Origin of the sequence: Nocardia sp. NPDC058058 (genome assembly GCF_042885355.1) — a bacterium.
In the GTDB taxonomy this organism is placed as follows: domain Bacteria; phylum Actinomycetota; class Actinomycetes; order Mycobacteriales; family Mycobacteriaceae; genus Nocardia.
Genome location: NZ_JBHVSA010000004.1, coordinates 1,290,502 through 1,314,553 on the forward strand (window position 1 = coordinate 1,290,502; position 24,052 = coordinate 1,314,553).

General features: G+C 68.1%; 11 protein-coding genes. 7 read left to right on the forward strand and 4 right to left on the reverse strand.

Going from position 1 to position 24,052, the window contains the following annotated elements; translation table 11 throughout:
• Nucleotides 1-8 precede the first annotated feature (8 nt).
• Entirely contained in the window at nucleotides 9-635 is a 627-nt protein-coding gene (locus ACFVUS_RS37000) for a TetR/AcrR family transcriptional regulator (protein ID WP_387777661.1), read from the reverse strand.
• 103 nt (nucleotides 636-738) lie between these two features.
• Here ACFVUS_RS37000 and ACFVUS_RS37005 point away from each other — a divergent pair, with 103 nt between their 5' ends.
• Nucleotides 739-1,713, forward strand: coding sequence for a hypothetical protein (locus ACFVUS_RS37005; protein ID WP_387777664.1), 975 nt, complete (start codon nucleotides 739-741; stop codon nucleotides 1,711-1,713).
• Nucleotides 1,714-1,782: 69 nt separating this feature from the next.
• Here the strand turns inward: ACFVUS_RS37005 and ACFVUS_RS37010 are convergent, their stop codons facing one another.
• The 3 genes from ACFVUS_RS37010 to ACFVUS_RS37020 all read right to left on the reverse strand — a co-directional run bounded on the left by ACFVUS_RS37010 (nucleotide 1,783) and on the right by ACFVUS_RS37020 (nucleotide 3,712).
• Nucleotides 1,783-2,196, reverse strand: coding sequence for a Fur family transcriptional regulator (locus ACFVUS_RS37010; RefSeq protein WP_387777667.1), 414 nt, complete (start codon nucleotides 2,194-2,196; stop codon nucleotides 1,783-1,785).
• 3 nt (nucleotides 2,197-2,199) lie between these two features.
• Entirely contained in the window at nucleotides 2,200-2,490 is a 291-nt protein-coding gene (locus ACFVUS_RS37015) for a metalloregulator ArsR/SmtB family transcription factor (RefSeq protein ID WP_364640379.1), read from the reverse strand.
• Between the two features lie 208 nt (nucleotides 2,491-2,698).
• Complete coding sequence (locus tag ACFVUS_RS37020) at nucleotides 2,699-3,712, reverse strand: hypothetical protein (RefSeq protein ID WP_387777670.1); 1,014 nt, start codon at nucleotides 3,710-3,712, stop codon at nucleotides 2,699-2,701.
• Nucleotides 3,713-3,953: 241 nt separating this feature from the next.
• On the opposite strand from ACFVUS_RS37020, the gene ACFVUS_RS37025 reads away from it, so the two are divergent.
• The 6 genes from ACFVUS_RS37025 to ACFVUS_RS37050 all read left to right on the forward strand — a co-directional run bounded on the left by ACFVUS_RS37025 (nucleotide 3,954) and on the right by ACFVUS_RS37050 (nucleotide 23,897).
• On the forward strand, nucleotides 3,954-5,345 hold the full coding sequence (locus tag ACFVUS_RS37025; RefSeq protein WP_387777673.1) for a glycine--tRNA ligase: 1,392 nt from the start codon (nucleotides 3,954-3,956) through the stop codon (nucleotides 5,343-5,345).
• 192 nt (nucleotides 5,346-5,537) lie between these two features.
• Nucleotides 5,538-6,251, forward strand: a complete 714-nt coding sequence (locus ACFVUS_RS37030) for a DUF6875 domain-containing protein (protein ID WP_387777676.1) — start codon at nucleotides 5,538-5,540, stop codon at nucleotides 6,249-6,251.
• A 6-nt stretch (nucleotides 6,252-6,257) separates the two neighbouring features.
• Nucleotides 6,258-20,435: an amino acid adenylation domain-containing protein gene (locus tag ACFVUS_RS37035; RefSeq protein WP_387777679.1), complete on the forward strand. Its 14,178-nt coding sequence runs from the start codon at nucleotides 6,258-6,260 to the stop codon at nucleotides 20,433-20,435.
• 93 nt (nucleotides 20,436-20,528) lie between these two features.
• Nucleotides 20,529-21,959 carry a molybdopterin-dependent oxidoreductase gene (locus ACFVUS_RS37040; protein ID WP_387777682.1) on the forward strand — a complete coding sequence of 477 codons (1,431 nt, stop codon included), beginning with the start codon at nucleotides 20,529-20,531 and terminating at the stop codon, nucleotides 21,957-21,959.
• 112 nt (nucleotides 21,960-22,071) lie between these two features.
• Nucleotides 22,072-23,295, forward strand: a complete 1,224-nt coding sequence (locus tag ACFVUS_RS37045; RefSeq protein WP_387777685.1) for a sensor histidine kinase — start codon at nucleotides 22,072-22,074, stop codon at nucleotides 23,293-23,295.
• A complete protein-coding gene (locus tag ACFVUS_RS37050; protein WP_387777688.1) occupies nucleotides 23,292-23,897 on the forward strand; it encodes a response regulator in 606 nt (201 codons plus the stop codon). The genes ACFVUS_RS37045 and ACFVUS_RS37050 overlap by 4 nt, the downstream gene beginning before the upstream one ends.
• Nucleotides 23,898-24,052: the final 155 nt, after the last annotated feature.

The window sequence follows — 24,052 nt, forward strand, 5'->3', positions numbered from 1 at the left end:
AATCGCGCTCAGTTGGGCGAGGCTTCGGGCAGCGGCAGTCTCGCGTACGCGGGCAACATCTGTTCGACTCCGCGTGAGAAGGATTCGGGGTCGGTATCGCCCAGGATCAGGAATTGCAGGATGAATCCGGGTAGCAGCCCGAGGAACGCCTTGCCGACCGCCTCGACATCGGCATCCGGTGGGAGCCAGCCGATTTCGCGCATGCGGATGGCGTAGTCGACCCAGAGTCGGCGAATGCCACCGATATTGGTGCGCACGTAGTCGGCGATATTGGCATCGGTGAGCGCCAGCGCCCAGGCCTGCGGGATGAGCCGGACCGGGCCGCCGGGCCCCGACAGCCGCACGATGGTTTCGGAGATGGTGCGAATGAGCTCCGGGGGAGTGGGCAGCGGATCGCTGAAGACCGCCTCGCTCAAAGCGGCGCGCAGATCGACGGTGGCCTCGGTGGTGAGGGCCGCGATGATGTCGTCCTTGGATTTGAAGTAGCGGTACACCGCCCCCGCGGACAGTCCGGACTCGGCGAAGACGTCCTGCATGGTGGTGGTGTGCAGGCCCTTGCGGGCGAAGCACGTTTGCGCGGCGTCGAGGATCTGCTGTCTGCGGCGTTCCAGGTGCTCTTCGCTGACTCTGGGCATACGCCCAAAGTAAAACGAATATCCGTTCTTGACAAGCTGACAGCTCGATGTCAGGGTTGTCCCAATAAAAGAGAACGAACATCCGATTTACGGGGAGTGTCTGATGTCCACCACCCAGCGCGCTGTCGCCTTCGGCCTCGCGGCCGCGCTCATCCAAGCGATCATGCTCATCGCATTCGCCTGGCCCGCTGCCAATATCAAGCCGCGCGAGCTGCCCATCGCCGTCACCGGGCCGCAAGCGGCCGCCGTCTCGCAACAGCTGGCCGCACATGATGCCGACGCCTTCGATATCCGCACCGTCGCAGACGAATCCGCCGCCCGCGACGCCATCGCGAATCGGGATGTGTACGGCGCCATCGTGACCGGCGGCCAGCCGCTGGTGCTGGTCGCCTCCGCCGCGAGTCCCGCGGTGGCACAACAGCTCTCGGCCATTGCCCAGCAGCTTTCGGGAACCCCGGCCCCGGCCGTTCAGGATGTGGTCGCCGCCGATCCGGATGACCCGCGCGGCAGTGGTTTCGGTGCGATGGTGCTGCCGCTAGCCCTGTCCGGTATCGCCGCGGGCGTACTGCTGACCCTGCTGATCCCGTCCATCCCCGCGCGCGGAATCGGTCTGACGACCTTCGCCATCGCGGGCGGCCTGCTCAGCATGAGCATCATCAGCGGCTGGCTGTCGCTGCTCCCGGGCTCCTACCTGACCTTGGCCGCGATCGCGGGGCTGGTGTCCTTCACCGTCGCCGGGACCGTGGTCGGTCTCGCCGCCGCGATCGGCAGGGCGGGCATCGGCTTGGCGGCGATCACCATCGTGCTCATCGGAAATCCGTTCTCGGCGGCCACTTCCGCTCCCGAACTGCTGCCGCGGCCCTGGGGCACGATCGGCCAGTTGCTGCCGCCGGGCGCGGCGGCCAGTCTGCTCCGCTCGGTCGCCTTCTTCGACGGCGCGAAGGCGGGCGGCCCGCTGACGGTCCTGCTGGTCTGGGCCGTGGCCGCCGTGGCCCTGCTGGGTATCGGCATCGTGCGCTCACGCCCGGCTGCCGCGACGGTCGATCTCAGGGAGCCGGTACCGGCCGCCGCAGGCTGATGCTCACCGAACGCAGTGCGCCCCTTGCGTTTCACCGCAAGGGGCGCGATTGCCGTTCGAATGGGCCGTTCAGCTCTTCGCGGCGGCGCAGCCGCCGCAGGTGCCGAAGATCTCCATGGTGTGGCTGATATCGGTGAAACCGTGTTCCGCCGCAATGGAATCCGCCCACGCCTCCACCGTCGGTCCCTCGACCTCCACGGTGCGCCCGCAGTGGCGGCACACCAGATGGTGGTGGTGTCCGGTGGAGCACTGCCGGTACACGGACTCCCCGGAGTCGGTGCGCAGCATATCGACCAGTCCGGCCTCGGCGAGCGATTGCAGCGTCCGGTAGACCGTGGTCAGCCCGATGCCCTCGCCGCGCCGCCGGAGTTCATCATGAAGCTCCTGGGCGGACCGGAATTCGTCGATATCGGCGAGCAGGGCCGCGATGGCGCTGCGCTGGCGGGTGCTGCGGACGCCGACCGTCTTCTCGGTTGTTCCCACTACTCACCCCTCCTCTGCGTGCGCGACGGCGTCGATGACGATATGCGCCAGATGCTCGTCGACCAGTTCGTAGATCACTTCGCGCCCGGTGCGCTCACCGCGCACCACGCCCGCGGATTTGAGAATCCGCAGGTGCTGGCTGATCAGCGGCTGGGTCACCCCGAGGGTGTCGACCAGTTCGTGGACGCAGCGCGGCGATTCGCGTAGTTGCAGCACGATGGCGATGCGCACCGGCGCGGCCAGGGCGCGCAGCAGTTCTCCGGCCGAGTCCAGAATGGTGCGCGAGGGCACCATCGGCGGCTGGGGCGACCGGTACGGGTACGGGTCGTGCGGAATCGCGGCCGGGGCCTCGGTGGCGACGCGTGAGCGCCGCAGGGGGGCACCACTGTCGGTGGTCATCGAACCAACTCCTTATTGGAAACCGATGCCATTCTTATATGCAAGGGTGCGCATGTCAAACGTGACACTCGGAGCGTGTCGGGAAGGGTCGGTTCGTAACCGCTCAGCAGTTGGATTCGGTGGGAATCGGGATGGTGGGGTCGAAGTACTGTTCGGTCGGGCGCGCCGGGGTTCCACTCGGTTTCGAGGTCTCGCTGTAGGAGGGGGCCAGATGGCCCTTCTTGAACCACGCGCAGTTGGCGGCGTAGGTGTGTGACCGGATATCGCCGAAGTGCATGCCCTGCGAACTCTGTCCGTAGGCGGGATCGTCGACCCAGGTGTACTCGACCTGCTCCCGCACCAGCACGATCACCTGCATCGGATCGTTGATCACGGGCGATGCGGGCGGGCGGAAGGCGTAGGCCACGATGTAATCGGTCTTGATGCTCAGCTCGCCCTTGTCGCCGAGGTTCGCCGACATGCTGCCGGTCACGCGCGGTGTAGCGGGCAGCAGGGTGAAGCCCGGCGCGAGTTTGGTGGTAATCCAAGCGGTTTGGCTCTCATTGCCCGGTGTGAGCTGCTCGCGCAGCGCTTCCACCTGGTGTGGCGCGAGCAGTGCCAGTACCGGTTCGGCATCACCGGTTTCGAGTACGTGTGGGTCGAGCCTGGCCAGCGTGATGAGCTGTTTGGCGCGGGCTTCGGCCGCGGCCACCTGCTCGGCCGAGAAATGGCCCACCGCTTGGGCATTGGGCAACCGCACCCCGTCCCCGCCCTGGTCCCAGAGGTTGGCGGCGGTCCCCCGGAACGGATGGGCCGGGTCGATCGGAAATCCGTACGACAGTCCCGTCGGCGTGCTCGGAATCGTGACCCGCACCGTCGAATCATGGTGCGGCAGTGTCGAAGAGAACGCGTGGATCTTCAACGCCACGATGACCGCTGTCACCAGCAGGATCGCGATGGCGCCGAACAATCTGGATTGCCACGATTCGATCGGTCCGGCATTCCTGATCGGTGGGGCGGGCTGGGCGGTCGGCGCGGGCGGGACCGGCCGGGCCGCCGGTGACGCGGGCGGCGCGGCGGGCGGTGGCGGATCCTCCCAGGGCCGGTATTCGTCATCGCCGGTCGGATAGTTCCACATAGCCTGCCCCCGGCCTCGCCGATCGCCCGCACCCGTGTCAGTCGTCGCGGCGCTGGAGCGGCCGACCGGTCGTTCCACTATGGCGTGTCGACCGCAGGCCCGCAGCCCCGAATACCGGGGGCAGCGCGACCCACCCGGGTGCGCTCGCGATGCCCGCGCCCGGGGTAAAACGCCTAGCCCGGTACCGATAGGCTTGAGTACGTCCCTTGTAGTTTTCACGGACCGGATGGAGATTTCCTCAGTGGCACCCAAGTCGAAGGTGGACACCGTCGCCAACCTCGCCAAGCGACGGGGTCTGGTGTACCCGAGCGGTGAGATTTACGGCGGCACCAAATCGGCGTGGGATTACGGTCCGCTGGGTGTCGAGCTCAAGGAGAACATCAAGCGGCAGTGGTGGCGTTCGATGGTCACCAGTCGCGAGGATGTGGTCGGCCTCGATTCGTCGATCATTCTGCCGCGTCAGGTGTGGGTCGCCTCCGGGCACGTCGCGGTGTTCAACGATCCGCTGGTGGAGTGCCTGAACTGCCATAAGCGGCACCGGCAGGATCACCTGCAGGAGGCGTACGCCGAGAAGCACAAGCTCGATGATCCGGACTCGGTGTCCATGGAGCTCATCGTGTGCCCCGATTGCGGCACCGTCGGCAAGTGGACCGAACCGCGCGATTTCAACATGATGCTCAAGACTTACCTGGGCCCGGTCGAGTCCGAAGAGGGCATGCACTACCTGCGCCCGGAGACCGCGCAGGGCATCTTCGTGAACTACAAGAACGTCGAGACCACCGCGCGTAAGAAGCCGCCGTTCGGTATCGCCCAGATGGGCAAGAGCTTCCGCAACGAGATCTCCCCGGGCAACTTCATCTTCCGCACCCGCGAGTTCGAGCAGATGGAGATGGAGTTCTTCGTCAAGCCGGGTGAGGACGAGCAGTGGCATCAGTACTGGATCGACACCCGGCTGGCCTGGTACACCGATCTGGGCATCGATCCGGAGAACCTGCGGCTGTACGAGCACCCGAAGGAGAAGCTCTCGCACTACTCCACCCGCACGGTGGATATCGAGTACCGCTTCCGTTTCCAGGGCAGCGAGTGGGGTGAGCTCGAGGGCGTCGCCAACCGCACCGACTTCGACCTGAAGACCCACTCCGAGCATTCGGGACAGGATCTGAGCTACTTCGATCAGACCAGCGGTGAGCGCTACACGCCGTACGTGATCGAACCCGCGGCCGGTCTGACCCGTTCGCTGATGGCGTTCCTGGTGGACGCGTATCACGTGGAGCAGGTGCCGACCGCCAAGGGCGGGGTGGAGGATCGCACCACGCTGCGCCTGGATCGTCGTCTCGCGCCGGTGAAGGCCGCGGTGCTGCCGCTTTCGCGCAATGCGGATCTCTCGCCCAAGGCGAAGGATCTGGCCGCGCAGCTGCGCCGCAACTGGAACGTCGAGTTCGACGACGCCGGCGCCATCGGCCGCCGCTACCGCCGTCAGGACGAGATCGGCACCCCGTTCTGCATCACCGTCGACTTCGACACGCTCGAGGATCACGCGGTGACCGTGCGCGAGCGGGATTCCATGGCGCAGGAGCGAATCGCGCTTGATCAAGTAGAGGGCTACCTGGCCGCGCGCCTGATCGGCGCCTGATTCCAGACTCCCGAGGAAGACCGGTCAATGCCTGACCGGTCTTTTCTTTATTCGGTTGCCCCTGAAATTCGGGGCGCTGATTGGCAATTGAGTATGCCACTACTCGTGTTAACGGCCCATGACCGAGGCAGTATTAATAGGTATGGGGTGCAACGGCGCATGTCGCTGTAGCTCAATCTGCCGAGGTGAGTCATGAGTGAGCGTGTTATCGGCCCCCGTTCGGGGCTGCAATGGGTCTCATTGGGGGACTCGGGATCGTCTTGTCCTGCCGCGCGTTCCACGGTTGCGGCCTTTCGATCTTGGGCTGATTCCTTTCTGACCCGACCCAGTGCCGACCTGGGTCGTGACGGACCGGTATGTCCGTATGTGAAACCGTCCATGCGGCGGGACCTGCTGTGGCTTGCGCAGGTCCCGGCCGCGGAGCCGCGGCCGATGTGGGTGCGGGCCATCATCGAGGACGCCCTCGAGGTCTATCCGGAACTGCCAACGGGCAATGGCAGTTCGACATCGGTGTTGCGCGGAATGATCACCGTATTCCCGAATTTGGTTGACTATTCATTGATCGACGAGATTCACGCGGAATTCAAGACCAAATTTGTCGAACGTGGTGCGATGCTCGGGCAATTCTACCCGGGATGTGATCAGCCGGGATTGTGGAACAAAGACTTCCGGCCATTGGACGCGCCATTGCCCATGTTGGTGGTGCGCTCGATGATGACAACCGATTTCCCTTTCCTGCTCGAAAAGCCGGAATGGATGGACGCGTATGTGCGCAAGTTCGCACCCGGACTGCCCGCCCATGTGCGGACGGTCATGGTGGGCCGGCTGACGGCTCGTCCCGACTCCTGGGTTCCGGCGTATGAGGAACAGCGGGAAGACGAATCGTGTTCGACCGGTACTCGATGAGGCGTTATGACGCGCGAACTCGCGGCGGAACAGACCGCCACAGTCTTCCCGCTCTCTCCGGCCCAGCTCGGCATGTGGTATGCGCAGCAACTGGATCCGAGCGTGCCGCTCTCGGAGGCGCAGTACATCGAGATGCGTGGTCCGCTCGACCTGGGCGCGCTGCGTAACGCCGCGGCCGTCGCGGGACGCGAATTCGGTTCCGGCGTACTGCGATTGGTGGAGATCGAGGACCGGCCGTATCAGGTCGTCGACCCCAATATCGAACCCGCGGTGGGGTTCCTGGATTTCGCCGACCGGCCGGAACCCGTTGCGGCGGCGCTGGAATGGATGCGCGCCGATGTGGCCGCGCCCATCGATCTGCTGGGGGAGCGGGCGGGCATCACCACGGTGATCCGGGTGGGGCCCGACCATCACCTCTGGTACACCCGCGCCCACCACATCCTCATCGACGGCTTCGGTTCGGTGACCATGCTGTATCGGGTCGCCCAGCTGTACAACGCGACCGTGCGCGGTGAGCCGGCGCCCGCCGGAACCGCCGCCTCGCTGCTACAGGTGCACGAAGCCGAACTGGCATACCGCGATTCGAGCCGCTTCGGCTCCGATGAGCGGTACTGGCGCGAGGTCACCGCGGGCATGCCCGAACGGTGCAGCCTGGTCTCTGCCACCGCGCCCGCTCGCGCCCTGGGCCGCGAGGCCCGTGCCCAACTCGGAGCCGATACCGCCGCACGCCTGGAGAGCGCGGCGCATCGCTTCGACGCGAGTTCGGCCACCGTGGTGATGGCGGCGCTGGCGCTGTACTACGCCCGGCTCACCGCCACCGAGGACGTGGTGCTGAGCCTGCCGGTCTCGGGCCGCACCACGGCGGTACTGCGCCGCTCCGGCGGCATGATCGCCAACGTGGTACCGCTGCGCCTCCGGGTGCCGCGCGCGGGCACGGTCGGCGAGGTTCTCGACGCGGTTCGGGTGGCGGCCTCGGGAGCCCTGCGCCACCAGCGTTTTCGCGCCGAGGATATGCACTGGGGTGCGGGGGAGCGACCCGCGAACGGCGCGGATGCCGAGTCTGATTCGGGGGATCGGCCTGCTGTTGGCGCGGATGCCGGGCCTGATTCCGGGGTGCCGTCGGGCGGCGACGGTATGCGGCCGGGCGAGGCTCGGGAGGACGTGGCACGGCCGGAGTTCGGTCGCGGCTTCGTCGGCCCGGTCATCAACATCATGCTGTTCCCGGCCGGAATCGACTTCGCGGGCGTCGATTCCAGCCTGCACGTGCTGACCTCCGGGCCGATCGAGGATCTGTTCGTCAACTTCTACCAGCATGGTGCGGGCGCACCGATCCATGTCGACTTCGCCGCGAATCCCCGCCTGTACGAAGAGGATTCGCTGGGCCGCCAGCACCGCCGCTTCCTGACCCTGCTCGAATCCCTGCTGTCCGCCGAGGCCGATACGGCGCTGACATCCCTGGAGTACTACACCGCCGACGAGAAGCCACTGCTCGCGGGTTCACACGGCGCGAAAGCCCCGGAACCCCGCCTGCTACCGGAGATTCTGGCAGCGGGGTTGCGACAGGCAGGGCGCGACGGCCTCGCCGTCATCGGCCGAGACCGCCAACTCACCTACGGCGAACTCGACGCGCTGTCGAACCGCCTGGCGCGTAGGCTCCTACACGAATCCGCCGATCCCGCACACCCGTCGTCCCCGGCGCTCGGTCCGGAATCGACTGTGCTGCTGGCACTCCCACGCTCCATCGAGGCGATGGTCGCGTTGTGGGCGGTGGCCAAGACCGGGGCCGCCTTCGTACCGCTGGGCACCGCCATGCCCGCCGACCGAATGGCGCGCATCGCCTCCGAATGCGGCGCGACCCTGGGCCTGGCCTTCGCGCATTCCGCCGATCTGCCCGACGCGGTGCGCTGGATTCCCCTGGACCACTTGCTTTCCGGGCAGCCCGACCCCGACGGCCCAGCCGAACCCGTGACGAACGAATCGTTCATCCAGAGTCTGCGGAGCGCACCGCCTGTCGAGACCGCTGGACCGAGCGCCCCTGACTCCGTTGGAGCGCCCACCGAGGACGTTCCCGGCATTCCCGCGTCCGATCGGCCCGATGGGGAGTATGCGCATGCTGCGCCCGATGGGGGGTTTGCGCTTGCTGCGGTGGCCGCGCCGCATCGCGGCGCAGGCCCGGATTCTCCGAATGACCTGGGCGGCAGGGTCGCCGGGGTGCGGTACTCCGCCGATCCGCTGGCCGCGCATGAGCTACGCGGTCGGCCACGGCTGGCCAACCCGGCATATGTGGTGTTCACCTCCGGGTCGACCGGTACGCCCAAAGGTGTGGTGGTGACCCATGCGGGTCTCGCGGGTTTGGCTGCGGCGGTGGTTGATTCATACCGGGTCGCACCTGGTGCCCGGGTGCTGCAATGCCTGAACCCGAGTTTCGACGCTTCGGTACTCGAGTGGCTGATGGCATTCGCATCAGGTACGACATTGGTTGTGGCCGAGTCGGATCCGGTGCTCGGGAGCGAATTGGCCACGCTGGTGCAGGACTACGGCATCACCCAGGTGTGCTCCACCCCGGCGGTGCTGTCCACCCTGGAGCCGGATGCTCTGGACGGCGTACGCGCGGTCTCCTCGGGCGGTGAGCCGACCCCGCCGGATATAGTGGCGCGCTTCGGAATCGGCCGCGATCTACTCAACTCCTACGGCCCCAGCGAATCCACCGTGGCCGTCACCTACACCAAGGGTCTGGTGCCCGGTGAGAACGCGGGCATCGGCGACCCCATCCCCGGCGCGGGCATGCTGGTCCTGGATCGCTGGCTGCGCCCCGTCCCCATCGGCGTGGCGGGCGAGCTGTATGTGACCGGGCCCGGTGTCGCGCGCTGCTACGTCGGCAGACCCGGTCTGACGGCCGAACGTTTCGTCCCCGCCCCCGGCGGTGGCCGCATGTACCGCACCGGCGATCTGGTCCGCTGGACTCTCGCCACGCGCGGTGTTGTGGTTCGGGCAGGCGACAGTGCCGCCGTCGCGCTCGGACATGGTGCGCTGGATTCCGAATTGCGCGGCGGCAACCCTGCCGTGGTGTTGGAGTACGTGGGGCGAGGGGACTTCCAGGTCAAGTTGCGGGGTATGCGGATCGAGCTGGGGGAGATCGACGCGGCGTTGAATACGCATGCGGCGGTGGAGATCGCGGTTACCGTGGCCCGGCCCGGACGCAACGGGGGCACGGTGCTGGCGGCCTATGTGGTGCCGCACGCGGGGGTGAGTGTCACCGAGGCCGATCTGCTGGATCATGCCGCGCGGCGACTTCCGCCCTATATGGTGCCGGGCACGGTAACCGTGCTGGGCGCGCTTCCTTTGACCGCGAACGGCAAGGTCGATCGGCGGGCGCTGCCCGAACCCGTTGTCGCGCAGCCTGTTCAGCGGGCGGAACCGGTCACTGCGACCGAGCGCATACTGTGCACACTGTTCGCCGAGATTCTCGGTACCGCCGAGGTGGGGCCGCATACCTCGTTCTTCGCGCTCGGCGGTGATTCGATCATGGCGATCACCCTGGTTTCGCGGGCGCGGGCCGCCGGGCTGATCTTCTCGGCGCGTGAGGTTTTCGAGCAGCGCACGCCGGCGGCGCTGGCCGCCATCGTCGCTCGTGCCGAGGATCGTCCGGCCGGGCTTGCCGAACTTCCCGGTGGCGGGGTGGGGCGCATGCCGCTCACCCCGGTCGCGGCCTGGCTGCTGTCCCGGCCGGGCTGGGAGCATTTCGCGCAATCCATGGTTGTTCAACTCCCGCCGGGGGTCGAACGGGATGCGCTGACCCGCACCGTGCAGGCGCTGTTGGACCGGCACGATATGTTGCGCGCTCGCGTTGTTTCCGCCGCCTCCGGCCCGGAGCTGGAGGTGCAGCCATCGCATCTGGTTGATGCGGCCGCCCTGATCGCCAGAGTTGTATGTGCGCAACATGAGTCGGGAATGTCGCATGACATCGGATCGGACGTGGCCGATCGTCTCGCCGCCGCGATCGAACCGGAGTTGGCCGCGGCGGTGACGCGGTTGAACCCGCGGGCGGGCATTATGGTCGCGCTCACCTGGCTGGACGCGGGTCCCGATGTCTCCGGCCGACTCGTGATCGCGGTGCACCATCTGGCCTGTGACGCGGTCTCCTGGCGAATTCTGTTGCCGGACCTCATGTCCGCTTGGTCGCAGGCCGCCGTCGGGGCTATTCCGGCGTTGCAGTCCACCGGCACCTCCATGCGCACCTGGGCGCACGCTTTGCGCGATGTCGCGGCAGCCGGCGATACGGCGCGGACAACCTCGGATATCGAGTCCGATCCGCAGTGGCCCGACAGCGAATATGACTACTGGCAAAAGGTTTTGGCGCAGGACCCGCTTCTGGGCACGCGACGCCTGGACCCGGAGCTCGATACGCACGGCTCAGCGGGACGGCTCGAGGTGGAGATCTCCGCCACCGCCGCCGCGATATTGGTGAACAGGCTCGCCGCCGCCTATCGATGCGGCGTCGAGGATGCGCTGCTGGCCGGGCTGACCCTGGCGCTGGCCCGCCGCGCTCGAGCCACCGCCACCGCCGCGGAATCCGTTCGCGCGGCAGACCCCGGCAGCGTTCGGGCCGCCGATACGGAGACAGTCGGGTGTGCCGCCGCGGAAACCGTTGTGCTGGTGGAGCGGCACGGGCGGGACGAGACGGTGGTGCCGGGCGCGGACCTGTCGCGGACCGTCGGCTGGTTCACCGCGCAGGTGCCGGTGCGGCTGGGTCCCGTCGCCACCGAATCGGCGGTCGGGGCTTTGAAGCTGGTCAAGGATCAGTTGCGCGGGGTGCCCCGGGGCGGACTCGGATACGGGCTGCTGCGGTATTCGAATGAGAGTGCCGGCGCGGGGTTGGCTCGGTTGCCGGAGCCGCAGTTCGGGTTCAACTATCTCGGTGTGATTCCGGCGCTCGAGGTCGCGGGGGAGTGGTTGCCGGTGGGCATGGCGGCCCGTCTCGGCGGTCACGCTGACGCGGAAATGCCCTTGGCCGCTGTGGTTTCGGTGGATGCGGTGGTGTTGGAGTCCGAGCACGGGCTGCGACTCCGGGCGGTATGGCAGTACGCACCCGGTGCCATCACGAGCAGTGCGGTCGAAGCGCTGGCGCACGAATGGGTGGCGGCGGTGGAGGAGATCGCTGACGCGGTGGGAACGCCGGAATCCGGTGGGATCACGCCCGGCGATGTGTCGCTGCTATCCGTCACGCAGTCGGAAATCAATTCGTGGGAAAGGGATTACGGGCGGCTGGACAATGTGCTGCCGCTGACTCCGTTGCAACGCGGACTGCTGTTCCAGGCGCAACTGGCCGGGGGCGAGGCCGATGGGTATTCGGTGCAGGCCGTCATCGATGTGGAAGGTGAGCTGGATCCGACGCGCCTGACGGCTGCCACCCGGGCGCTGGTTCAACGGCATGAAGTGCTGCGGGCGGGCTTCGCACAGTCGGGAGAGCGCGCGGTGCAGGTCATCGCCGCCCGCGCGCAGGCTCCGTGCGAGTACCGCGAAGCGTTCGGCGCTACCGAGTCGGAGTTGGATGCGATAGCGGCGCAGGAGCTTTCGAAACCCTTCGACGTGGCCATGCCACCGCTCATCAGATTCCTGTGCCTGGCGATGGGCGAGCGCCGGTACCGGCTCGTCATCACGAACCACCATCTGATTCTCGACGGCTGGTCCATGCCGCTGCTGTTCGCCGAACTCGTCGGCCTGTACGAAACCTCCGGGGACGACAGCGGATTCGCACCGCCGGTTCCCTTCGGCGACTACCTCACATGGCTCTCCGGCCGCGATACCGAGCGGGCCCGGGAGGTGTGGGCGCGCTCGCTGGCCGATCTCGACGGCCCGACCTTGGTCGCGCCCGCCGCCCCGCGCGCCGATACGACCACCGCACCGGTCGCGCACGCGGTTCCCCTGCCGGATGACGCCGCCGAACGTCTGCGCGCATTGGCGGTCTCCTGCCAGGTCACCGTGAACACCATTGTCCAGTCGACGTGGGCGCTGCTGCTCGGCACGCTCACGGGCTCAGCCGATATCGTGTTCGGCGCAACGGTTTCCGGGCGGCCACCGGAGCTGCCGGGTTCCGATCGCATGGTCGGCATGCTGGTGAATACGGTCCCGGTCCGCATCACCTTGGACCCGGGAGAAACCGTCGCCGATCTGCTCACCCGCGTCCAGCGGGAGCAGGCCGCCCTCGCCGATGCGCAGTACCTCGGCCTGGATGAGATCCACGCCCACACCGGCCTCGGCCCGCTGTTCGACACCGCAACGGTTTTCGAGTCCTATCCGGTCGACGCGGCGGCCCTGACCGCCGCCACCCGCCAGGCCGAACTGGCCGTGACCGGCATCAGCGCGCACGACGGCACCCACTATCCGCTCTCGCTGGCCACCTACGCCAATGCCGAATTGCGTCTGGAGCTGACCAGATCGCCACGTTATTTCGATGGCGCACAGGCTGATTCGATCGCAACGTCTCTCGCGAAGCTGTTGGTCGCCCTCACCGAGGATCCGCAGCGCCGAATCTCTGCCCTGCGCACCAGCGATGCGCTGGATTCCCCCGCCGTCCGCCATGGCGCACCGGCGATCCCGGCCCGCCTGCTCCCGGACCTGCTCACCGCCGCGGGACTGCCCGACGCGATCGCGATCACCGACGCTCTCGGAGATCCGGTCGTCATGACGTACACGGACCTCGACGTGCGGGCAAATCGCCTGGCGCGCATATTGATCGATGCCGGTGCAGGCCCGGAGCGGACAGTGCTGATCGCACTCCCGCGCTCGCTCTCGTCCATGGTGGCGATCTGGGCGGTGGCGAAATCCGGTGCGGCGTTCGCCCCGGTGGACATCTCCCAGCCCGCGAATCGCACCGCGACCATCGCCGCCGAATGCGATGCGCTGCTGGGCATCACCGATTCCACGGTAGTCGGCGGCCTGCCGTCGGACCTGCCCTGGCTGGTGCTCGATGCCCCGGAAACGTCTGCCCGAATGGAAGAGTCACCCGCCGACCCGATCACCGATGCCGACCGAATCACGCCGCTGCTTCCCGCACATGCCGCGTACGTCATCTTCACCTCCGGCTCCACCGGCACCCCGAAGGGCGTGACCGTCACCCATACCGGCCTGGCGAACCTGACGACCGCCACCGCGCGGCACTGCCTCCTCGATCGCGATACCCGCATGCTGCACTGCCTCAACCCGGCCTTCGACGCCGCGATCCTGGTGTGGCTCAGCACCTTCGCGGCCGGGGGGACTCTGGTCGTGGCCCCGCCCGAAGCTAACGCCGGTGCCGAACTCGGGTCCGCTCTTGTCGCGAGTTCGGCTACCCACCTGATCTGCACGCCCACCGTCCTCGCGACCGTGGCCGTCGAGGCCCTGAACACTGTCCGCGTCATCGCGACCGGCGGCGAGCCCTGCCCGCCCGCCCTGGTAGCACGCATGACGGCTCCGCTGGCGGCGGACGGTCGCATCATGGTCAATTCCTACGGTCCGGCGGAGGCGACCATCGCCGCCGCGTACGGCGAGCCGATGACGGCGGAGACCGTGGCGGTGCTGGGGGCTCCGGTGCCCGGTGCGACCCTGCTGGTGCTCGATGGCTGGTTGCGGCCGGTGCCGGTGGGGGCCGTGGGCGAGTTGTACCTGTGCGGTCCGGGGGTGGCGCGTGGATATGCCGGGCGCGCTGGTCTTTCCGCGGGCCGGTTCGTCGCGGATCCGTACGCCGCTGGCCAGCGGATGTACCGCACGGGCGACCTGATGCGCTGCACCTCTGCGGGATTCGAGTACGTGGGGCGGACGGACTTCCAGGTGAAGGTGCGCGGGATTCGCGTCGAGCCCGGTGAAGTCGACGCCGTGCTTGTCGGCCACCCGCAGGTGGAGTCGGCGATCACCGTGGCCAGGGAAACCGCCACCGGCGCAACCGCACTGGCCTCGTACGTGACTCTTTCGGCAGCGGTGCGGGCGGCCGCACCGCTCACGGTGGCGGAGCTCATGTCGTGGGCGGCGGCGCGGCTGCCGCGCTATCTGATGCCGGCGAGTATTCAGGTTCTCGCGGAATTGCCTCGGACCCGTACCGGCAAGATCGATCTGCGGGCACTACCGGAACCCGAAGTGGCACAGGCGGAGTACGTCGAGCCGGTCGGAGGCGAGGTGCTGATTGCCGCGACCTTCGGTGAGGTGCTCGGTCACGAACGAGTCGGTGCGCGCGACGACTTCTTCGCCCTGGGCGGCGATTCGCTCATCGCGACGAGGGTCGCGGCTCGCCTGACCGCCGATCTGGGTATCTCCGTCCCGGTGCGGTTGCTTTTCGACGCTCCGGTCGTCGGCGATCTGGCTCAGCGCGTGGCTGTCGCGTTGCGCGGCGTACCGAGTCCTGAGTTGGTGCGCGGTCCGCGTCCGGATCCGGTGCCGCTGTCGCCCGCGCAGCAGCGCATGTGGTTCGTGAATCGCTATGATCCCGCGTCGCCCGCGTACAACGTGCCTGTGGCGCTGCGGCTTTCGGGGCGACTGGATCGGGTCGCGCTGCGGGCCGCGCTGCGCGATGTGCTCGAGCGGCATGAGAGCCTGCGCACCGTCTATCCCGATATCGACGGTGTCGGCGGCCAGCGCGTGCTCGCCGTCGATGCGGTGCCGTTGGATCTGGAACCCGTCACGGTCACCGCAGAGGAATTGGTGTCGGCGGTGATCGACACTGTGACAACCGGTTTCGATGTCACCGCTGCCGTCCCGCTGCGCTTGCGATTGTTCCGGGTTGAGCCGGGTAGATCGCCTGCGCTGCCCTCGAGTGGGCCGCTCGCGGGTTCCGATCAAGCTGCTGCGGCGGCGGGATCGCTTGCGCACTCGGATGCGGAGGAGCACGTCGTAGTGCTGGTCGCGCATCACATCGCGACCGATGGTTTCTCGATGGCCCCGCTCACGCGGGATGTGGCCGCCGCATATGCGATGCGCGCGGCCGGGCAGTCGCCCGGGTGGGCGGAGCTGCCGGTGCAGTACGCGGACTACACGCTGTGGCAGTTGGCGCGGCTGGGGGAGGAGGGGGATTCCGAGTCGCTGCTGGCGCGGCAGTTGGGGTTCTGGTCGCGGACGCTGGCGGATCTGCCCGATCATGTCGAGCTGCCGGCCGATCGGCCGCGTCCGGCGCGGGCGACCCATCGCGCCGGGGAGACCGTGGCCCGGCTGGATGGCGCGCTGACGGCCGGAATCGACCGTTTTGCCCGGAGGCACCGGGCGACCCCGTTCATGGTCGTACACGCCGCGCTGGCGGTGCTGCTGGCCCGGCTGAGCGGCAGCGGGGACGTGGTGGTCGGCACCCCGGTGGCGGGGCGCGGGCAGCGGGACCTCGATGATCTTGTCGGGATGTTCGTGAACACCCTGGTCCTGCGCACAGCGGTCGAGGCCGGGGAGAGCTTCGGTGCGCTGCTGGACCGGGTGCGTGACGGTGATCTGGCCGCTTTCGAGCACGCCGATGTGCCGTTCGAGCGATTGGTCGAGGTGCTCGCCCCGGCGCGGTCCGAATCCCGGCATCCGCTGGTGCAGGTCATGCTGGTGTACCAGAACCTGACGATTCCGGAACTCCGCCTGCCCGAGCTGACGGTGTCCCCGATCGAATTGCCGCAGACCAACAGCCGATTCGACCTGAGCTTGACGGTGGTCGCGGATGTCGACGGCCTGCAACTGCGATGCGGCTATGCCACAGATCTTTTCGACGAATCGACGGCGGCCGCGTTCACCGATCGGCTGACGCGGCTACTCACCGCGGTCACATCCGATCCCGAGTTGGCAGTAGGCGATATCGACCTGCTGACGGCCGCCGAACGCGATCAGCTGGCGGTGCAGGCGATCCCGGCCGCCACACCGCGTACGCTGGCCGAGCTCATGGCCGCCGCGGTTGCCGCGAATCCGGACGGCGTCGCGGTCACCTGTGACAACCGCCAACTCACCTACGGTGAGATCGATGCGCGGTCACGGCACCTCGCCGACCAACTCACCCGGGCCGGAGCCGGACCGGAAACCCTGGTGGCCGTTGGCATCCCGCGCTCGATCGAATCGATTCTCGCGGTCTGGGCGATCACCCGCAGCGGCGCGGCCTTCGTCCCGATCGATCCCGCGTATCCACCCGAGCGCATCGCCCGCATCGTCGACGTTTCCGGAGTGAGCATCGGCCTGACCGTGACCGCTCAGCGCGACCGCCTGCCCGACGCCGTCGACTGGTGGTGCCTGGACACCGACGGGGCGGCGGAATCCGCTGCCGTGCACAACCTCCCGTCTGCGGTGCGGCACCCTCGGGTCGGCGCGGCGGCCGCTGACCGGGGCGACCGCGATGAGCGGAGCGGTACGGACCAACCCGCGCCCAGCTCCCGCGCCGGGGCGCTAGTGCCGCATGGCCGATCGGCCGGTGGTCCCACACCGCGCGCGCTGCCCGGGAACGCCGCCTACGTCATGTTCACCTCCGGATCGACCGGTGCGCCCAAGGGCGTGGTGGTGACGCACGCCGGTCTGGCGAACCTCGCCGATGCGCAGCGCGTTCGGGATGGAATCACCTCCGATTCCCGCGTATTGCAGGTGGCGTCACCGAGTTTCGATGCCTCGGTGCTGGAGTTGACCATGGCGTTGAGCGCGGCCGCGACACTGGTGGTGGCTCCGCCCACTGTCTTCGCGGGTGCGGACCTCGCGCAACTGCTTGCCCGGGAACAGGTCTCGCATATCGCCATTACGCCGTCGGCGCTGGCGACGGTCGACCCGGCGGGTTTGGATCGGCTGCGCGTGATCATCACCGGTGGTGAGCCCTGCCCGCCGGAACTGGTCGCGGCCTGGTCCGCGCCGCAGCCGAATCGCCTGCACTTCAATGACTACGGCCCCACCGAGACCACGGTGTGGGCGACCGGCAGCGCACCGCTGCGCCCGGGTGATCCGATCACTATCGGCGCACCCGCCCCGGGTGTGCGGGCGCTGGTCCTGGATGATCGGCTGCGCCCCGTCTCGGAGGGCGTGATCGGCGAACTGTATCTGTCCGGAATCCCGTTGGCGCGTGGCTATTACGACCGCGCCGACTTGACCGCCGCCCGCTTCGTCGCCGATCCGTTCGTACCGGGACGGCGCATGTATCGCACGGGCGATCTGGTTCGCCGTCGCAATCGCGATCTGGAATACCTGGGCCGCACCGATACCCAGGTGAAGCTGCGCGGCCTGCGCATCGAACTGGGTGAAGTGGAAGCCGCGTTGAGCGCCGATCCGGCCGTGGCCCGTGCCGTCGTGCTGGTGCGCGAGGACGCTCGCGGCGGAATGCTGGTCGCCTATGTGATCCCGGAGACCGGAGCCGAGGTGGATACGGTGGCGCTGAAGCGTGCGGTGGCGCAAAGACTTCCGTCCTACATGGTCCCGGCCGCCATCACGGTGCTCGATGAACTCCCGCGCACCGCGAACGGCAAGCTCGACCGCGATGCCCTGCCCGCCCCGCGGCTCATCGCCGGTACGCGTGAGGCCGCCATCGGCCCCGACGAGGCGGCGGTGGCCGCCGTCTTCGCCGAGGTCCTCGGCATCGATCAGGTGTGGCGCGATGATGATTTCTTCGCGCTGGGCGGCAATTCGCTCATCGCCACCCAGGTGGTGGCGCGGCTGAGTGTGACACTCGACCGCGCGGTTCCCGTCCGGGCACTCTTCGACGCTCCCACGGTGGCCGAACTGGCCGCGTTCGTCACCTCGGGCGCGGCGGCTGATCGCCCGCGACCCGGCCCGCGGCAACGCCCCGAACGGATTCCGCTGTCGGCGGCCCAGCAGCGCATGTGGTTCCTGAACCGCTACGACCCCGGTTCGCCGGTCTACAACATCCCCGGTGCGTTCGGAATCGAAGGGATACTGGATATCTCGGCACTGCGCGCCGCCATCGACGATGTGGTGGAGCGACACGAGACCCTGCGCACCATCTACCCCGCGGGCGCGGACGGTCTGCCGTATCAGGAGATCCTGCCCGCCACCCCCGGTGCGACACCCGTCACCGAAATCGCTACGAATGTAGGGGAAGTCACGCAGCGCTTGATGTCGGAGCTGTCCCGTGGCTTCGACATCACTCGCGAAGTGCCGTTGCGCGTCTGTGTTCTGCACACCGCGCCCGGGCACGCGGTGCTGGCGCTCGCGGTGCATCACATCGCCGCCGACGGCTGGTCCATGGCCCCGCTCGCGCGAGATGTGCTGGGCGCGTATATGTCCCGCACCGCCGGTGATGCGCCGAAATGGGCTCCGCTGCCACTGCAATACGCCGATTACGCACTGTGGCAGCGTGATCTGCTCGGCTCCGACGCCGACCCGCGGAGCCTCGCGCACGGCCAATTGGATTTCTGGCGTGAGACGCTCGCCGGAGTGCCCGAGGTGCATCGCATCCCGACCGACCGCCCCCGCCCCGAGCTCCCCTCGGGTATCGGCGATCGCATCGAATTCGCCATTCCCGCAATGGTTCACGACCGTCTCCAGGTGCTCGCCCGCGCCCAGGGCGCGAGCCCGTTCATGGTCGTGCACGCCGCCCTGGCGGTGCTGCTGGCCCGGCTCTCCGATGACACCGATATCGCACTCGGTTCGGTGGTGGCGGGCCGTGGCGACGGCGAATTCGATGATCTCGTAGGGATGTTCGTGAACACCGTCGTCCTGCGCTCCCGCTTGGACCCGGCCGCGACCTTCCCCGCGACGCTCGCGGCGACCCGCCGTGCCGATCTGGCCGTGTACGGCAATATGGATCTGCCCTTCGAACGCCTGGTGGAGGCATTGGCCCCGGCCCGCTCCACCGCGCATCATCCGCTGTTCCAGGTGCTGCTGGCCTTCCAGAACGTGCGCATTCCGCGTACCACGCTGCCGGGCTTGGAGATTCGGCCGTTCGAAGCTCCGGCACCCGGTTCGAAGTTCGATCTGGAATGGATGGTGGCCGAGCAGTTCGGCGCTGCGGGTGAGCCGGCGGGCATCACCGGCGCGCTGACCTACGCCACCGATCTGTTCGACCGTGCCACCGCGCGATTCATGGCCGACGCCTTCGTTGCCCTGGTGGCGGCGGTCACCGCGGCCCCGGACACCCCGATCGGTGTGGTCGAGGCGGGCGGGCTCCCACCCCTCACCGTGAGGATTCACGACGAGGACACCCCCGCCGTGGAGATTCACCCCGAGCCGCAGCGGCGTCCGTACCGCGCGCCGCGCACCGATGCCGAGCGCGCCCTCACCGCATCCTTCGAAACCGTACTCGCGGCCGAACGGATCGGCGTGGACGACAACTTCTTCGAGGTCGGCGGTAACTCCATGGCCGCGGTCCAGTTGGTGACCCTGGTTCGCGAGCGCACCGGCATCCCGGTGCCACTGCAATGGATGTTCCTGGACCCCACCCCCGCCGCACTCGCCCGCCGGATCACCGCGGCCGCCGAGCAGAAGGGCGTGGAACCGTCGCTGCGGGTCCTGCTCCCCATGCGTCCGGCGGGCGACGGCCCGGCGCTGTTCTGCATCCATCCCGCGGTCGGATTGGCCTGGTGCTACGGCGGATTGGTGCAATACATCGACCGCGCGCATCCGGTGTACGGACTGCAATCGCCGGGCGTGGTGGACGGCGGCACCGCCGATCGCACGATTCGCGATCTGGCCGTGCGCTATGTCGAGGAGATCCGCCGGGTACAGCCCGAGGGGCCGTATCACCTGCTCGGCTATTCCGCGGGCGGTCCGATCGCGCACGCCATCGCGGTCGAATTGCGCGGTCGCGGTGCGCGAGTCGACTCGCTGATCATGATGGACGCCCGGGCTCGGGTGCGGATCACGGCCGATGCGGACCTGCCGCCGCTGGCCATGCTGCTGGCCGAATTCGGCGGTATCGATGTGCCCGCGGGGTTCGAGGGCGTAACCCCCGAACAGGCCGCGGATCTGCTGGCGGCCTCCGGAATCTCGTTCACCGCGACCGAGATCGAGCACTTCTACAGCGATCTTCGACACCTGCTGCGGCAGATCTCCGACCATGAACCCGATGTCTTCGACGGTAACCTGATGTTCGTCTCCGCCGCGGGCAATCCGGATCCGATGCCCAATCTCGAAACCTGGCGTCCGTTCATCGCGGGCGCGATCACCGAACATCCGGTCGTGTTCACCCACAATCAACTCGTCACGGCCGCCGCGCTGGCCGAGATCGGCCCGCTGATCACCGCGTATCTCGATCGGCGGTGAGGGCCGCCGCACGAATCCCATTGGCATGGCTTCCGGCTGGTGAAGAATGGGCGGGGACAAACCGCTCGGCTACGGAAGGCTCGGACTGTGTCGGTGAACGGGAGGCGGCTGCTGCGCGCGGCGGCGGTGGGACTGGGGGCGCTGGGCGCCGGGGAACTGCTCGCCGCGACTCGGGGTGGCTCGGTAATCGACGGGATCGGGCGGCTGGGAGCCGATATCGCGCCCGTTCCGGTGGTGGAGGCCATGGTCGCGCGGGCCGGGCGGTACGACAAGGAGGCCACCCGGGCCGCCGTGGTGGCGAATATCGTTGCCGGGTCGGCGGGTGTGGCGCTGCTGCCGGAGCGATTGCGCACGCCCGCGGTGGCGGCGCTCGGCGCGGGGGCGAGCGCGGTTGCCTTGCGCGGTGCGAACCGGTCGGTGGCCGGAGCGTTCGGCGGTATCGCGGCGGCGGGTGTGCTGCGCGCCGGACTGCGCCGCCCGGACGGGATGGCAGCCGGATTGCTCTGGGCCACAGGCGGAGTCGCCATGCTCGCGGCCGCCGAGACGCTGATCCGGCGCGCCGATCAGCGGCACGGGGAGCGGGTGCGGCAGCTCGGGCCGATGGGTTCGCACGTGCCGATGGCCGAGGACGGGCTCGGTATCGAGCCGGGCCTGTCGCCGCTGATCACCAAGGTCGGCAGATTCTATGTGGCGGACGTGAATTCGCGTCCGCCGCGCATCGATCCGCGCGAATGGCGGCTCGCCATCACCGGCAAGGTCGCGCATCCGCTGCGACTGTCGCTGGCGGATCTGGCCGAGCAGGCGGTGGAATTCGACGCGGTCATGGTGTGCGTGCATAACACGCCCGGTCAGCATCGGGCCGGTAATGCCCGCTGGTTCGGTGTACCGCTGACCGCGCTGTTCGATCACGCCATGCCCGATACCGATGCCACCCGGCTGGTCACCCGCGCGGTGGACGGTTACACCATTTCGCTGGATTTGGCGAAGCTGCGCACGGGGGAGCTGCCCGGCTATCTGGTCATCGGCATGAACGGGGAGCCGTTGCCGCCCGAACATGGTTTTCCAGCAAGGGTTTTCGTGCCGGGTATCTACGGTCAGTACACCGGCGCGAAATGGATCTCCGAACTCGAACTCTCGGACGACTCGCACGTCGACTACTGGTGGAAGCGCGGCTGGACCAATGAAACCCTTTGGGTGACACCGCAATCGCGCATCGATGTGGCATCGCCCGGTGCGGGCAGCCCGGGCAAGACCACCGTCGCCGGCGTCGCCTGGGCGCCACCCCAGGGCGTTTCGGCCGTCGACATCCGGGTCGACGGAACCGATTGGCTCCCGGTGGAACTCGGCGCGGAATCGGCCCCCGCCGCCTGGCGGCGCTGGCGCACGGTGGTGGACCTCCCACCCGGCACACACACCATCCAGGCCCGCGTCACCGGGCGCTCCGGCGAAGTCCAGGACGGAGTCGACCGCCCCAGCTTCCCCTCCGGCCCCAGCGGCTTCCACACCGTAACCCTCACCATCTGAGCCCGCCGCGCGCACGGCCGGTGATGCTGCACCGGTGGCAATGACATCTGTCATGGGTCGAACGTGACGGACGTGTGGGGTATTCGCCGCCCGCCCGCCCGATAGTGGAGTCATGAATACTCCGGTGCCGGGCGGCGGTCGCGTCGGCTGGGCGGACGCGATCCTCGAGCGTCGCCTGCCGTCGTGGCCTGCGGTAACGTCCGGCGATGTGGTGGACAGTCGGGAGAGTATTGCGCGGCGTCGGCGATTCGGCTGGATTTTCGCGGCCGTGTGGTCGGTGTATCTGATCACGCCGCTGCGCCGGGCCTGGGAGCTCGACGGTGATTTCGCCCGGGTGTACACGCTCATCGCGATCGTGGCGTTCGGGATCGCGTACGTGGGTTCGTTCTGGCGGCTGCTGCGGTTGCCGATGACGGGTCCGGCCTGGCCGAGTCCGCCCGCGCGCCTGGTGTTCCCGTTGCTCGGCGCGCAGTTGGCGCTGCTCGGGGCGGTCGCGCTGACCCTGCATTCGCATGCCTCACCGCTGGCGGTGTATCTGGCCTCGTTCCTGGCCTTCACCCTGCCCGTTTCGCAGGCGATTCCGACGCTGCTCGGGTTGATGCTGGTGACCGGTGTCATTCCGCAGGTGGCGTCGGGTGGTGCGATCGATTGGGACACCATGCAATCGATGGCCATGTCCGCGTTCGCGGTCGGCGGCATCCGCCAGCTGATCCAGCGCAATCAGCAGTTGAATACCGCCCGATTGCAGCTGACCGAACTCGCCATCACCGAGGAACGGTTGCGGGTAGGACGGGACGTGCACGATATCCTCGGCCATTCGCTGACCGTCATCACGGTGAAAACCGAACTGGCGCAACGACTGCTGGATATCGATCCGGAGCGCGCCAAACAGGAGCTGGCCGATGTGGAACGGCTGGCGCGCGAATCGCTGGCCGGGGTGCGCAGCACGGTGGGTGGTCTGCGGGAGGTATCGCTGGCGGGTGAGCTGGCAAATGCGCGAACGGCGTTGGACGCCGCCGAGATCGAGGCCGATCTGCCCGCGGACGGAATTCCCACCCGGCACAGCGTGGTCTTCGGCTGGGTGCTGCGCGAGGCGGTCACCAATATCGTCCGGCACAGCGGTGCCGGACGTGCCACCGTGCGGGTGACCGCTGACAGTATCGAGATCAGTGATGACGGTGCGGGATTGGGTGACGGCGAGTTCGGCTCCGGCCTGACCGGTCTTTCCGAACGAGTCCACGCGACCGGCGGCACCCTCACCGTGGCGAACCGGCCGGAGGGCGGATTGCGGGTACTGGCAAGCTTTCCGGCGGCACCGATGGGAGACCCGCGATGATCAAACTACTGCTCGCCGACGATCAGGCACTGGTGCGCGGCGCACTCGCCGCACTGCTGAGCCTGGAACACGACCTGGAGATCGTCGCCGAGGTCGGCCGCGGCGACGAGGTCCTCGCCGCCGTCGAACGCACGAATCCCGATGTGGCCCTGCTGGATGTGGAAATGCCCGGTATGGACGGCATCGAGGCGGCGGCCCAACTCCACAAGGCGCACCCGGGCGTCCGCATCCTCATGGTCACCACCTTCGGCCGCCCCGGCTTCCTGCGCCGCGCCATCGACGCGGGCGCCGACGGCTTCGTCGTCAAGGACACCCCGGCCCGCGAACTCGCCGACGCCGTCCGCCGAGTCCACATGGGCCTGCGCGTAGTAGACCCCGCCCTCGCCACCGAAACCCTCACCGCCGGCACCTCCCCCCTCACCGCCCGCGAACGCGAAGTCCTCGCCGCCGCCTCCGACGGAGCGACAGCGGGCGCGATAGCCAAATCCCTGCACCTCTCCGAAGGCACAGTCCGCAACCACCTCTCCGCCGCAATCGGCAAAACCGGCACCCGCACCCGCGCCGAAGCGGTGAAGGCCGCAGAACACCTCGGCTGGCTCTGACGCGCGCCTTCCGGTGCTGCCGGGGCCACGCTCATCGCGCCGACTGCGGTAGGCCCGCATCCACTACGCCTGGGCCGGTGAACTTTTCGTGCAATTCCGTGGACGAACTGCGGGAAACCCGCGCCCGAGCCAGGGGATTGCACGAATAGTCCACC

Excerpts from the sequence above, each read along its gene's own strand:
- ACFVUS_RS37000 (WP_387777661.1), bottom strand. The coding sequence starts at position 635 with ATGCCCAGAGTCAGCGAAGAGCACCTGGAACGCCGCAGACAGCAGATC.
- ACFVUS_RS37005 (WP_387777664.1), top strand. The coding sequence starts at position 739 with ATGTCCACCACCCAGCGCGCTGTCGCCTTCGGCCTCGCGGCCGCGCTC.
- ACFVUS_RS37015 (WP_364640379.1), bottom strand. The coding sequence starts at position 2,490 with ATGGTGCCCTCGCGCACCATTCTGGACTCGGCCGGAGAACTGCTGCGC.
- ACFVUS_RS37020 (WP_387777670.1), bottom strand. The coding sequence starts at position 3,712 with ATGTGGAACTATCCGACCGGCGATGACGAATACCGGCCCTGGGAGGAT.
- ACFVUS_RS37030 (WP_387777676.1), top strand. The coding sequence starts at position 5,538 with ATGAGTGAGCGTGTTATCGGCCCCCGTTCGGGGCTGCAATGGGTCTCA.
- ACFVUS_RS37035 (WP_387777679.1), top strand. The coding sequence starts at position 6,258 with ATGACGCGCGAACTCGCGGCGGAACAGACCGCCACAGTCTTCCCGCTC.
- ACFVUS_RS37045 (WP_387777685.1), top strand. The coding sequence starts at position 22,072 with ATGAATACTCCGGTGCCGGGCGGCGGTCGCGTCGGCTGGGCGGACGCG.
- ACFVUS_RS37050 (WP_387777688.1), top strand. The coding sequence starts at position 23,292 with ATGATCAAACTACTGCTCGCCGACGATCAGGCACTGGTGCGCGGCGCA.